Annotated in this window: 15 protein-coding genes; 3 read left to right on the top strand and 12 right to left on the bottom strand. The window is 60.1% G+C overall.

Annotated features, from left to right (window positions below; genetic code table 11):
- Positions 1-20 precede the first annotated feature (20 nt).
- Positions 21-539, top strand: a complete 519-nt coding sequence (locus ACA074_RS23305) for an acyloxyacyl hydrolase (protein WP_497677890.1) — start codon at positions 21-23, stop codon at positions 537-539.
- A 95-nt stretch (positions 540-634) separates the two neighbouring features.
- Here ACA074_RS23305 and ACA074_RS23300 read toward each other — a convergent pair whose 3' ends face one another.
- The 12 genes from ACA074_RS23300 to ACA074_RS23245 all read right to left on the bottom strand — a co-directional run bounded on the left by ACA074_RS23300 (position 635) and on the right by ACA074_RS23245 (position 10688).
- Positions 635-940: a YkgJ family cysteine cluster protein gene (locus tag ACA074_RS23300; protein ID WP_095190613.1), complete on the bottom strand. Its 306-nt coding sequence runs from the start codon at positions 938-940 to the stop codon at positions 635-637.
- A 53-nt stretch (positions 941-993) separates the two neighbouring features.
- Complete coding sequence (locus ACA074_RS23295; protein ID WP_497677889.1) at positions 994-1485, bottom strand: DUF2878 domain-containing protein; 492 nt, start codon at positions 1483-1485, stop codon at positions 994-996.
- Positions 1478-2749 (bottom strand): SAM-dependent methyltransferase, encoded by a 1272-nt coding sequence (locus ACA074_RS23290; RefSeq protein ID WP_187678046.1) that lies wholly within the window; start codon positions 2747-2749, stop codon positions 1478-1480. Before ACA074_RS23290 ends, ACA074_RS23295 begins: the two co-directional genes overlap by 8 nt.
- A complete protein-coding gene (locus tag ACA074_RS23285; protein WP_497677888.1) occupies positions 2736-3551 on the bottom strand; it encodes a DUF1365 domain-containing protein in 816 nt (271 codons plus the stop codon). The genes ACA074_RS23290 and ACA074_RS23285 overlap by 14 nt, the downstream gene beginning before the upstream one ends.
- On the bottom strand, positions 3548-4795 hold the full coding sequence (locus ACA074_RS23280) for an NAD(P)/FAD-dependent oxidoreductase (RefSeq protein ID WP_187678044.1): 1248 nt from the start codon (positions 4793-4795) through the stop codon (positions 3548-3550). The genes ACA074_RS23285 and ACA074_RS23280 overlap by 4 nt, the downstream gene beginning before the upstream one ends.
- Positions 4792-5574: an SDR family NAD(P)-dependent oxidoreductase gene (locus tag ACA074_RS23275; protein WP_187678043.1), complete on the bottom strand. Its 783-nt coding sequence runs from the start codon at positions 5572-5574 to the stop codon at positions 4792-4794. Before ACA074_RS23275 ends, ACA074_RS23280 begins: the two co-directional genes overlap by 4 nt.
- A complete protein-coding gene (locus ACA074_RS23270; protein ID WP_401271806.1) occupies positions 5571-5993 on the bottom strand; it encodes a nuclear transport factor 2 family protein in 423 nt (140 codons plus the stop codon). Before ACA074_RS23270 ends, ACA074_RS23275 begins: the two co-directional genes overlap by 4 nt.
- Positions 5986-7431, bottom strand: a complete 1446-nt coding sequence (gene phrB / locus ACA074_RS23265) for a deoxyribodipyrimidine photo-lyase (RefSeq protein ID WP_497679346.1) — start codon at positions 7429-7431, stop codon at positions 5986-5988. The genes ACA074_RS23270 and phrB overlap by 8 nt, the downstream gene beginning before the upstream one ends.
- A gap of 20 nt (positions 7432-7451) precedes the next feature.
- Positions 7452-8393, bottom strand: coding sequence for a MerR family transcriptional regulator (locus tag ACA074_RS23260; protein WP_401271804.1), 942 nt, complete (start codon positions 8391-8393; stop codon positions 7452-7454).
- A complete protein-coding gene (locus tag ACA074_RS23255) occupies positions 8393-9355 on the bottom strand; it encodes a YbgA family protein (protein ID WP_489881042.1) in 963 nt (320 codons plus the stop codon). The genes ACA074_RS23260 and ACA074_RS23255 overlap by 1 nt, the downstream gene beginning before the upstream one ends.
- Positions 9356-9489: 134 nt before the next feature.
- Entirely contained in the window at positions 9490-9705 is a 216-nt protein-coding gene (locus tag ACA074_RS23250) for a TIGR02450 family Trp-rich protein (protein WP_187678039.1), read from the bottom strand.
- Positions 9702-10688: an NAD(P)/FAD-dependent oxidoreductase gene (locus ACA074_RS23245; RefSeq protein WP_305439758.1), complete on the bottom strand. Its 987-nt coding sequence runs from the start codon at positions 10686-10688 to the stop codon at positions 9702-9704. The genes ACA074_RS23250 and ACA074_RS23245 overlap by 4 nt, the downstream gene beginning before the upstream one ends.
- Positions 10689-10885: 197 nt before the next feature.
- Here ACA074_RS23245 and ACA074_RS23240 point away from each other — a divergent pair, with 197 nt between their 5' ends.
- Positions 10886-11788, top strand: coding sequence for a TIGR01777 family oxidoreductase (locus ACA074_RS23240; protein ID WP_497677887.1), 903 nt, complete (start codon positions 10886-10888; stop codon positions 11786-11788).
- 13 nt (positions 11789-11801) lie between these two features.
- A complete protein-coding gene (hemH, locus tag ACA074_RS23235; RefSeq protein ID WP_497677886.1) occupies positions 11802-12827 on the top strand; it encodes a ferrochelatase in 1026 nt (341 codons plus the stop codon).
- The last annotated feature ends 43 nt before the right edge of the window (positions 12828-12870 follow it).

Below are 12870 nucleotides of genomic sequence, written 5' to 3'. Positions count from 1 at the left end.
CCGGAAAAGGAAGTTTCAAAGTGAAGCGACTATTCTGCCTGGCCGCGATTGCGGCCGCGTTGATGGGGCAAAGTATTACTGCACAAGCTGCCGGCGTTGAATTCGCCGTCGGTGCTACCAGCGATTCGACCATGACCTATCGCCTGGGGATGAATTTCGACTGGGACAAGAGCTGGCTGCAGAGCGACGTTGGTCGCCTTACCGGTTACTGGAGCGGTGCTTACACCTACTGGGAAGGTGACAAGACCTCCAGCAACAACAGCCTGTCGTTCTCGCCGGTATTTGTTTACGAGTTTGCCGGCCAGTCGGTCAAGCCCTATATCGAGGCGGGGATCGGTGTGGCGGCGTTCTCCAATACCCAATACGAATCGAACAATCTCGGCGGCTCCTTCCAGTTCGAAGACCGTCTCGGGTTTGGTCTGCGCTTCGATGGCGGGCATGAAGTCGGGATCCGCGCGACGCACTATTCCAACGCCGGTCTTGCCAGTGACAACGACGGTGTAGAAAGCTACTCGCTGCATTACACGTTGCCGTTGTAAGCAAAATCAAAAGATCGCAGCCTGCGGCAGCTCCTACAGGGAAAAACACAATCCCATGCAGGCGCTGCCGCAGGCTGCGATCTTTTCGCTTTTAATCAGCGGTACACCGTGGCGATACCTTGGCGCTCTTCGATGCACTCGGGTGAGCCCATCTCGAACTCGCGACAAATCAGCGGGCGCTTCTCGTAAATCGTGCACATCATCGTGTCGCGATCCAGTGCCGCACACCAGCCGTCGTCCAGACGCAGCATCACTTCGCCGCCCCATTCATCGGTATCGATAAAACGATCAGGCACGCCCGTGTCGGTGATCAGCATCACTTCGAGCTGGCAGCAGCAGGCTGCGCAAGTCGAACAGGTGACCGCCGGTTCGGTGATTTGCTGGTGAGGAATGGTTTTCATGGCCGGCAGTGTAAGGCAGAGCTTGCCGAGTGTGTGAAAGCTCTGACGGACGCTCAGTGACTCAAGCGTCGGGCCATGGAGTGCAGCAGCGGAAACAGCAGCGCCCAGAGCAGGCCGATGCCGATCAGTGTCGGTAACTCGCCGTAGGGGAATTGCACCCCGGCCAGGCGCCCGCCACCGTAGTAAGACATTGCACCGCCGACCGCGCCGAGCGCGCTGGCCAGCCACCATGGCCTGGCAGTCCACTCAAGGCAATGACGCAAGGTCGTGGCGAGCAAGGCCCACAGCAACATCAGCCACAGCGGAATCAACGGCGACTGATCCTGAAACTCGAACACGCCGAGGGCGCGCAAGACGCTGTCCACCGCCGTGCCGACGATCACCACACTGAGCATCAAACGGCCTTCAGCCGCCCAACTGCTGATCCAGCGCAGATGAATCACCAGCACCGCCAATGCCAGCAGCAACCACAGGCTGTTGCCGCCGAGCACACAGACGAGCCAACCGAGCTGGAACAGCACGGCATTGGCGATCCGCTCAAGCATCGAAGCGGCCGAGCAGCGGCGCAGGCATGGCGGCCGGTTTGGCCAGCAACAACTGCGCGGTGCCGATGGTGCGTTCGAGGAATCCGCCCTCGCAATAGCACAGGTAAAACTCCCACAGTCTGAGGAAGTAATCGTCGTAGCCCAACTCGCTCAAGCGACTGTGGGCGCGGCGAAAGTTCTCGTGCCACAGGCGCAGGGTTTTGGCGTAGTGCAGGCCGAAGTCCTCCATGTGCAGCAGGTTCATGTCGGTTTCGCGACTGACTACCTCGAGCATCTTCTGCACAGACGGCAAGGCGCCGCCAGGGAAGATGTAGCGCTGGATAAAGTCGACCCCGCGTTTGGCCTGCTCGTAGCGCTGTTCGCGAATGGTGATTGCTTGAATCAGCATCAGGCCGTTGCTCTTGAGCAGGTGCGCGCATTGTTTGAAATAGGTGGGCAGGAAGCGATGGCCGACCGCTTCGATCATCTCGATCGATACCAGTTTGTCGTACTCGCCGGTGAGGTCGCGGTAGTCCTTGAGCAACAAGGTGACTTGATCCTGCAAGCCCAGCTTTTCGATGCGCTGAGCGGTAAAGGCGTACTGCTCTTTCGACAACGTGGTGGTGGTTACCCGACAGCCATAGTTCTGCGCCGCGTAGAGCGCCATGCTGCCCCAGCCTGTGCCGATTTCCAGCAGGTGGTCCTCGGGCTTGAGCGCAAGCTTCTGGCAGATGCGCTCCAGTTTGTTCAGTTGCGCCTGTTCCAGACTGTCTTCGGGAGTGAGGAACTGCGCCGCCGAATACATCATGGTCGGGTCGAGAAACTGTTCGAACAAATCGTTGCCCAGATCGTAGTGGGCGGCGATGTTCTTCTGCGAGCCTTTGCGCGTATTGCGATTGAGCCAGTGCAAGCCCTGCACCAACGGTCGCCCGAGGCGGGCCAGACCGCCCTCCATCGCATCGAGTACTTCAAGGTTGCTGACGAACACCCGCACCACCGCAGTCAGGTCGGGCGAACTCCAGTAACCGTGGATAAACGCTTCGCCAGCGCCAATCGAACCGTTGCTGGCGACCATTCCCCAGACAGCCTTATCCTGGACATGAATTTCCCCAAGCAATGTGCTGCCAGGGGTGCCGAACAGCAGACGTTCGCCATCCTCGATGACCACCAGTTGCCCGTGTTTGAGCTGACCCAGCAGGCGCAAAACGCCACGGCGCAGGAGCGAGCCGGTCACGCCATTGGTGCTGAACAGATTGGCTTTGGCCGAGACGCTAGAGGATTTCATGGCGGCGCTCCTTGGGAAGCACGGTGGCGGTTTGAAAGCTGCCGTCAGCAGCCTTGTGAGTGAAGATCGGTGCACGCTTGAGCAACAGGCGCAGTGCCTGCCAGTAAATCGCCAGAGCTGTTTTTGCCGTCATCCATGGAAAACGCCGCAAATAGCGATGCAAGTTTGGCCGGTCGAGTGTTTCGCGTTTCAGGCTGAGGGTGGCGTCGAACAATTTGTGTTCGCCCTGCCAGTCCGCCATGTGCACGCCGAGGCTTTGCGCGGCGGGGCTGAAACTCATGCGGTATTCCAGATCGCGCGGCAGAAAAGGCGAAACGTGAAAGGCTTTGGCCACGGCGAAATGTTGATGGAAGTCGTGCAGGTTCACCCGGGGGCTGGCGGGCAGTACGTAGTGATAACGCTCGCGCCAAGGGGTGTTGGTGACTTCGCAAAGAATGGCCGCAAGTTGCCCGTCAGGTTCATGGCAATAAAAAAAACTCACCGGGTTGAACGAAAGGCCCCAACTGCGAGGCTGGGTCAGCAGGCAGATCGAACCCTGTGGCTCATACCCGATAGCCTCAGCGACCCGCTGGCGCACAGCATCGATAAGGCGAACGCCCCGACCGGTGAAGGTTTTCAGGTAGTCCGTCTCGCGGAAGGAGAACGGCGCAAATCGACTGCGTCCCGCCAGTGGCGATAAACCCAGCACCGCGTCCTGCTCGGCCAGATCGAGATACAGCAGACCAATCCGGTAACGAAACTCATGCCGGCGCGGCGCAAAACGTCGGTGGCCGATCCAGCCGCTGTAGAGGGCGCTTTTCATAAGGTTTCACCGAACGCGGCGGCCACGCGCAAGCCGCTGACCACACCGTCCTCATGGAAACCGTTGGCCCAGTAGGCACCGCAGTAATGGGTGTTCTGCACGCCGTCCAGTTCGGCCCAGCGGTTCTGCGCGGCTACCGCTGTGAGGCTGAACTGCGGGTGGGCATAGGTGTATTTGGCGAGCACCTTGAACGGACTGATGCCGGCACTCTGGTTGAGGCTGACGCAGAACGTTGTGTCGCTCTCAATCCCTTGCAGGATGTTCATGTCGTAAGTGACGGCCGCGTGGGTATGGCCGGCACCGCTCAAGCGATAATTCCAGCTGGCCCAAGCGAGTTTGCGTGTCGGCAGTAGACGCGTATCGGTGTGCAGCACGACTTCGTTGTCGGCGTAGGGCATGGCGCCGAGAATCGCCCGTTCGGCGTCGCTCGGGGTCGCCAGCAGTTGCAAGGCCTGATCGCTGTGGCAGGCGAACACCACTTTGTCGAAATGCTCGATGCCCGCCGGGCTGTGGATAACCACGCCGTGTTCGTCGCGATCGACTCGGCTCACCGGGCAGTTCAGGCGGATCCTGTCCTTGAACGATTCGGTCAGCGGCGCGATGTAGGCGCTGGAACCCCCGTCGATCACCCGCCATTGCGGGCGGTCACTGACTGACAGCAGGCCATGATTCTTGAAGAACCGCACAAAGAACTGCAGCGGAAAATTGAGCATCTCGGCCATCGGCATCGACCAGATCGCCGCGCCCATCGGCACGATGTAGTGCAGGATGAAGCGCTCGCCATAACCGCCGGCCTTGAGGTAATCATCCAGGGTCATGTCGGCCGCGATGCGCTGTTCGGCAAGGTCGCGCTGGGCTTCTTTGTTAAAGCGCAGGATGTCGCGCAGCATGCCCCAAAACCCCGGCGACAACAGATTGCGCCGCTGGGCGAACAGGCTGTTGAGGTTGTTGCCGTTGTATTCCAGACCGCTATCCGGATCGGTCACCGAAAAGCTCATTTCAGTAGGGCTGGACGTCACCCCGAGCTGATCGAGCAAGCGGATGAAGTTGGGGTAGGTCCAGTCGTTGAACACGATGAAACCGGTGTCGACCGCGTACTGACGTTCGTCGACCGTCACCTGCACCGTGTGCGTGTGACCGCCGACCCAGTCGCCGGCCTCGAACACGGTGACGTCATGGCGACGATTGAGCAGATAGGCGCAGGTCAGCCCCGCGATCCCGCTGCCGACGATAGCGACCTTCATACTGGATCACGCAGCGGCGGTGATTTGCGCACCATGCGTTTGCCGATTGCCAGTTGCAGGCGGGCAGGCAGTTTCGACAAGGGCCACAGCGCCGCCATGAACAGCGCCGGGAAAGCGATCTCCAGTGGTCGATCCTTGAGTTTGGCGAAGATGTGCCGCGCGGCTTTATCCACAGGCCAACTGAGCGGCATCGGAAAATCGTTCTTCGCGGTCAGCGGAGTTTCGACGAAACCCGGACTGACCACGGTGACTTCAATGCCCTCATCCGCCAGATCAATGCGCAACGATTCGAACAGATAACGCAGCCCTGCTTTGGACGCGCCGTAGGCTTCGGCCCTTGGCAGCGGCATGTAAGTCACGGAACTCGCCACCCCGACCAGATGCGGCGCGGTGCCTTTGCGCAGCAAGGGCAGGGCGGCTTCGATGCAGTAAGCGCTGGCGAGCAGATTGGTGCGCACCACGTGCTCGACAATGGAGGCGTCGAACTGCCGGGCGTCGACATATTCACAGGTGCCGGCATTGAGGATCACCGTGTCCAGTGAGCCCCAGGCCTCGTTAATCTGTTCGCCGATTTCCCGGACCGTCTGGCTGTTGGTCAGGTCTCCGGGCACCACCAGCACTTGTCCCGGATAGCGTTGTGACAAGACCTTGAGTGGGGCGACCTGGCGTGAGCTGACCGCCAGATGCGCACCGCTTTTCAGAATGTCCTCAGCCAGTGCCGCGCCGATGCCACTGCTGGCACCGGTCAGCCAATAACGCCGTGGAGGTGTACGACTCATCCCATTCTCCTTTTCAGCCAGGCGATCACCCGGCCCAATACTGGCAAGTGTTCATAGAGCAACGCCCCGGCATCGAAATAATCCCGATGGCGATAAACCTTGTCGCGCCAAAGCAGGTGCGAGCAACCGCTCACCCGGATCACCCGGCCCCCGGCCAGGCGTGGATGGCGATAACTCATGACCCAGCGCAGGTAGCCTTCACCGTCGCGGATCTGGTCGAAACCGTGGAAGTCGAAACGCAGCTCGCTGACGTTGGCGTACAGCTCACTGAAGTAATCACGCAATTGCGCCAACCCCTGTACTTCGTGCAGCGGGTCGGTGAACTGGACGTCGTCGCTGTACAGCTCGCCCAAACGGTGCAGATTGTCTGAATTCAATTCGGCAAACTGGCGGGCGAAGCGGCGCAGGAATTCACTCATGATCGCCTCCGGCCGGTTGGCGCGAGGGCAGATTTTTGAACGCGGTCAGCGCCCGCTCCCGGGAGGCACTCAGATTGACGATTGGCGTTGGGTAATCCGCCACACCGAACAATCCGCCGGCACTGGCCGGGTTATGCACAGCTTTTTTGTCGAGGCCGGCCAGTTCCGGCAGCCAGTGCTTGATGAACAAGCCTTCGCTGTCGAATTTTTCCGACTGGCTCAGTGGATTGAAAATGCGGAAATACGGCGCCGAATCGGTGCCCGTCGACGAGCTCCATTGCCAGCCGCCGTTGTTCGCGGCCAGATCTCCATCAATCAAATGCCGCATGAAAAAGCGCTCGCCTTCGCGCCAGTCGATCAGCAGGTTCTTGGTCAGGAACATTGCCACCACCATGCGCAGGCGATTGTGCATCCAGCCGGTTTCGAGCAATTGGCGCATGGCGGCATCGATGATCGGCAGGCCGGTACGCGCCTCTTGCCATGCGGCGAGGTCATCCGGCGCGTTGCGCCAGGCCAGTGCTTCGGTTTCCGGACGGAACGCGCGGTGGCGCGAGACCCGTGGATAACCCACCAGAATGTGTTTGTAGAACTCGCGCCACAGCAACTCGTTGATCCAGGTGACGGCGCCGACTTTGCCGCTTTCGAACTCGCCCTGATTGCTTTGCAGGGCGGCGTGCAGACATTGGCGGGGCGAGATCACACCGGCGGCCAGGTACGCCGACAGCTGACTGGTGCCGGGCTTGGCCGGGAAGTCGCGCTCGCTTTTGTAGTAATCGATTTGGGCGTCGGCGAAGGTATCGAGACGGCGACGGGCCTCTTGTTCGCCGGCAGGCCACAGGTCACGCAGTGACTCGCTTGGTGTGGCGAAGCCTTTGACGGACGCAGGAATCGGATCACTGTCGATGTTCAAAGGCGACTGTTTGCCGGGGACTGTTACCAGCGCCGGCATCGCGCGATGCAGGCGCTCGTAACAGACCTTGCGAAACTGGCTGAATACCTGAAAGTAGGTTCCGGTCTTGGTCAGCACGGTGCCGGGCTTGAACAGCAATTGATCGAGGTAACTGCGAAAATCGATACCTTCGGCCTGCAATGCCTCGGCCACGGCTGCATCACGGCGGCTTTCGTGGATGCCATATTCCTCGTTGACGTGCACCGCTTCGATGTCCAATTGCCGACAGAGTTTGAGCAGCTCCGCCGGCGCCTGATCCCAGTGCGCCTCCGTGCGAATCAACAACGGAATGTTCAGGGCACCGAGACTTTTACTCAGCTCATTCAGATTGCGCAGCCAGAAGTCGACCTTGCACGGCGCGTCGTCATGTTCTTGCCACTGCTGCGGGCTCAACAGATACACCGCGACCGTCGGACCGCGCGCTGCGGCCGCCGCGAGGGCAGTGTTGTCGTGTTGGCGCAAGTCGCTGCGCAGCCAGATCAATTGCATGTCGGTATTCGCCGCGCTCATTAAATCAGCCCATGCTGAACGAGGGTCTGGTGCGCCGAAAGCGCATCTTCAGCCAGGTACAAATCAGCAGTTTCTGAGGTTTTTACGGACAACTCGGCGTGGTGGATGCATACCGTTGGTCCGACAATCATTTTCGTGCAACTCACGCCAGCCAACAGTTTCGGCAACTGCGCAAGCTGCATGGCTTTGCTGGAATACAGCAGTACGCCACGGGCTTGCAGATGTTCGACCGTCAGTGCCAGCTCCCCGGCCGGTAACGGCCAGTCAAACACTTGCACAGGGCAATTGGCGCTGCTGATCAACCAAGCGCATAGCCACAGATGAGGTTCCAGTGGCAGGTCGGAATGGTTGATCAGCAACAGGGGCGCAGCGTGCAGTTGATGATTGTTATGGTAGATGCGTGCGCCGAATTTGCTGCGTAGCCACGAATAAAAGAACACGCGTTCCATCTGCGCGCCGAACTGGCCCTGCCAGCGCTGTTCCAGTTCTTCCAGCAGCGGCATCAGCAATTGCTCGCACAATGTGCGCGGCGGGTAGAGCGCCATCGCTTGATTGACGCTGTCGTCGACGGTGCGTTCATCGAGTTGCGTAACGGCTGCCAGCAGGGTCTGGCGCAACCGTTGCCAGTCGTTTTCCACCGGTTCGCTGAATGCCTGCGGCGTGTCGAGCAGCGGTTTGACCTGGCTGACCGCGACGCCGCGGTTGAGCCAGGTGAGGATGGTCAGGATGCGTTGTACGTGCTCGGCCGAATACAGCCGATGGCCCTTCGGTGTGCGTTGCGGGATGACGAGTCCATAACGACGCTCCCACGCACGCAGCGTGATCGCATTGACGCCGGTCTGGCGCGCCACTTCGCGGATCGGCAGCCAGCCTTCGTCGAGGGCTTTCTTGAAGTCGGCGCCGAGGTCTTCCTGGGCGCTTGAATCGGGTTTTTCATTCATTAGATAGCGTTTCGCAGGCTGAGATTTTCCGGATGCGGTTGCAGGTAAACCTGTTGCGCAATGTACGGATCCGGATGTTGGCGAAAGTGATGTTTGAGCAGTGTCAGCGGTACCACCAGCGGTACAATGCCGTGGCGGTACTGGCCGATCACGTGCTGCATTTCCTGTTTGTCTTCGGCAGTGATGACCTGCTTGAGGTAACCGCTGATGTGCTGCAAGACGTTGCTATGGGTGCGCCGGGTTGCGCACTTTTTCAACGCGGCCATCAGCTCGCTGAAATAGCGAGGGCCGAGTTCGGCCGGGTCGCTGTGGCCCATGTTGCCGAGCATGTTGCCCAGCGTCTTGTATTGCACCGGGTTATGGGCCATCAGCAGATATTTGTAGCGCGAGTGAAATTCGGTGAGCGCGCGACGGCTCAAACCCTGGGTCAGTAATTGCTGCCAGGCGCTGTAGGCGAGGACGCGGGTGATGAAGTTTTCCCGTAGCACCGGGTCGTTCAAGCGTCCGGCTTCTTCCACCGGCAAGTCCGGGTGCCGCGCGCAGAAGGCCTGGGCGTAGATACCGCGACCGCCGCCGTTCACTGGAGCGCCATTGGCGTGATAGACCTTGACCCGTTCCAGCCCGCAGGACGGCGATTGCTGCATGAAGATATAGCCGCAGAGGTCACCGAGTTCGGCGGCCATTTTCTCGCCGTACTCAGCCAGTGGCGCGGTAACGTTTATCGTCGGGTTGACGGTGCCGATGGCTTCGGGGCTTTCAGGGTTGCCTACCAGACGGATCGGCTCGCGGGGAATGCCCAAACCGATGGCGACTTCCGGGCATACCGGGACGAACTCGAAGTGTTCAGCGAGTGTGCGGCTGCACAGTCGCGATTCCTTGTGTCCGCCGTTGTAGCGCACCTCGGCGCCCAGCAGGCAGGCGCTGATGGCTATCTTGGGTTTGAGCTGGGAAGCTTCGGACATAAGCACCTCGAATCTATACCTGTACAGAGAGTTATCTCTGTACAACATTTCTTTCAGCATAGATTCATGGGTGTACAAGTCAAATCATTTGTATAAGTTTTTGCAGGGGAGGTGATTCCGTGTGGGAGCGGGTTTCACTTCCAGCCTTGCATCCACTCGGAATTATTTTTCAGGATTTGCCACTCGAATCGCTCACTGCGCTGCGTGAGCACTGCTTGCAACTCAACCTCGAGCACCGTGCCTTCCTCATCGCGGATCAGCTCGGTGACCAGAAAATGTTTTTCACGGTTTTGCGGGTGGGCTGCTGTCCATTTCGACAGCAGCAGTTTTTGCGGATTGATGCGATTCATTGCAGGTGTTCGTGCAGACGGCGCGCGGCTTCCTGGCCACTTAGCCAAGCGCCTTCGACGCGCCCGGACAGGCACCAGTCGCCACAGGCGTACAAACCCAGATCGGCATCGGCCAGGGTGCCCCATTCGTGGCCTGTTGCCGGACGGGCATAGAGCCAGCGGTGAGCGAGGCTGAAGGTCGGGGCGGGCATGGCGCTGTGCAGCAGCTCGGCAAAGGCGCCGTGCAGTTGCTCGATCACGGCTTCCTTGGGTAGATCGATGTGCTGCCGGCTCCAAGCGCTGGTGGCATGCAGCACCCAAGTGTCGAGGGTGTTGTCGCGTCCGGGTTTGCTGCGGTTGCGCGCCAGCCAGTCGAGGGCGCTGTCTTGCACGAAGCAGCCTTCGATGGGCGTATCCAGCGGTGTGTCGAAGGCGAGGGCAACGGCCCAGGTCGGTTCCATTTTCACCCCGGCAGCGGCACCGGCAAGTTTCGGCGCAGCGGCGAGCAGTGCCGTGGCCTGAGGCGCTGGCGTGGCAATCACCACATGGCTGAAAGGGCCGTGGGTGAAGCCTTCGGCGTCTTGCAGATGCCAGTGTTCTTCGCCACGAAAGACCTCGGTGATCCGGCAGGCGAAGTGGACTTCCATGCCGTCGAGCAAGCCGCGGGTGATCGCGCTCATGCGCGGCGCGCCGACCCAGCGGGTCTGCTCGTCCGGCGACAGATTCAGTTGTCCACCCTGGAAGGTATAGAGCTGCGGCGTCCACTCGGCGACCCAGCCCTGACTTTGCCAGCGCTGAACCTCGGTGACGAAACGGCGGTCGCGCGCAGTGAAATATTGCGCGCCCATGTCCAGCGAACCGGCGTCGCTGCGTTTGCTCGACATGCGTCCACCGCTGCCGCGACTTTTATCGAACAATTGAACGGTGTGCCCGGTCTCTGTCAGAGCCTGGGCTGCCGAGAGTCCGGCGATGCCGGTGCCGATGATTGCGATAGGTACAGTCATAGGGGCCTCGTTTACCTTTCTGTACAGACTACGCCGTTGATGAAACCTGTACAATTTTGTTTTTTGGTATAACTTCTAGCGTTCTCGTTCTGACAGCTTGGCCTATGGTTAAACAATAGAGCCTGCCCGTTCGAAAAGATCCCTGCTTTTAAAAATAGACTAGGGATCCGGGTAAAACGCCACGCGAGGAAGATGTCATGCACATATTGCTGACCGGCGGTACTGGTTTGATAGGACGGCAGCTCTGCCAGCATTGGGCGGAGCAGGGCCATCGCCTGACGGTGTGGAGTCGACGCCCCGAAAAAGTCGCGAAAATCTGTGGTGCGCAGGTGCGTGGCATTGCGCGCCTGGAAGACCTCGGCAATGAACCCGTAGACGCCATCGTCAATCTTGCGGGCGCGCCGATCGCCGACCGCCTGTGGACGCATCGCCGCAAGGCGTTGCTGTGGAGCAGCCGGATCAAGCTCACGGAAACCCTTTTGGCGTGGCTCGAAACCCGAGCGCAGCAGCCGTCGTTGTTGATCTCGGGATCGGCCATCGGCTGGTACGGCGACGGTGGTGAACGCGAGTTGACCGAAGACTCGCCGCCAGTGATCGACGATTTCGCCAGCCAGTTGTGCATCGCCTGGGAGGAAACCGCCCTGCGCGCAGAGTCGCTGGGCATCCGCGTGGTGCTGGTGCGAACCGGTCTGGTGCTGTCGGCCGAGGGCGGCTTTTTGTCGCGCTTGCTGCTGCCGTTCAAGCTCGGGCTGGGCGGGCCTTTGGGCAATGGTCGGCAGTGGATGCCGTGGGTTCATATCGACGATCAAATCGCCCTGATTGATTTTCTTCTGCACCGCGATCAGGCGAGCGGTCCTTATAATGCGTGCGCGCCGAAACCTGTGCGCAATCGTGAATTTGCCAAGACGCTGGGCAGCGTGTTGCACCGCCCGGCGTTCATGCCGATGCCCGCCCTTGCACTGAAGGTGGGGCTCGGCGAGATGTCTTTGTTGTTGCTGGGCGGCCAACGGGCCACGCCGGCACGCTTGCTGGAAGCGGGTTTCACTTTCCAGTTCACGGATTTACGCGCGGCTCTGGACGATCTCTCCAGCCGCCTCTGAAATAGGACGTTGCATGACCGATCACGCCTTGCTTCTGGTCAACCTGGGCTCCCCGGCCTCCACCTCGGTGGCCGATGTGCGCAGTTACCTCAATCAATTTCTGATGGACCCGTACGTGATCGACCTGCCGTGGCCAGTGCGGCGTTTGCTGGTTTCGCTGATTCTGATCAAGCGGCCCGAGCAGTCGGCGCACGCCTATGCCTCTATCTGGTGGGACGAAGGTTCGCCGCTGGTGGTACTCAGCCGTCGTCTGCAAGAGCAGATGAAAGCGCAGTGGAAACACGGCCCGGTCGATCTGGCGATGCGCTACGGCGAGCCTTCGATTGAAACGTGCCTGACAAGGCTGGTAGCAGCGGGACACAAGCGCATCACGCTGGCGCCGCTTTATCCACAGTTCGCCGACAGCACCACCACCACGGTGATCGAAGAGGCGAAGCGCGTGATCCGCGCGAAGAAGCTCAATGTGCAGATTTCGGTGCTGCAGCCGTTCTACGATCAGCCGGAATACCTCGACGCCTTGGTGGCCAGTGCCAAGCCGCATTTGCAGCAGGATTACGATCACTTGCTGCTGAGCTTCCATGGCCTGCCGGAACGGCACCTGACCAAGCTCGACCCGACCCGCAATCACTGCTTCAAAAATGAAGACTGCTGCAAGAATGCGTCGCCTGCGGTATTGGCAACCTGTTATCGCGCGCAATGTTTGCGCACGGCGGCCCTGTTCGCTGAGCGTATGGGGTTACCGGAGGGCAAATGGTCTGTCTCTTTTCAGTCGCGATTGGGCCGGGCGAAGTGGATCGAGCCCTACACCGAAGCGCGGCTGGATGAGCTGGCGAAAAGCGGCGTGAAGAAGATTCTGGTGATGTGCCCGGCGTTTGTCGCCGACTGCATCGAGACACTGGAAGAGATCGGTGATCGCGGCAAGGAGCAGTTCCGCGAGGCGGGGGGAGAGGAGTTGGTGCTGGTGCCGTGCCTGAATGATGACCCGCAATGGGCGAAGGCGTTGGCGACCTTGTGCGAGCGAGCGCCGTTGGCCCTGTAAAGCCAAAAGCTTCGTCGGAACGCCGCCCGGAGCAAGCTCGCTC

It is taken from the genome of Pseudomonas sp. LBUM1655, from assembly GCF_059716085.1.
Note: the sequence above shows the minus strand (reverse complement) of the source record. Positions and strands in the feature narration are given on the sequence as shown.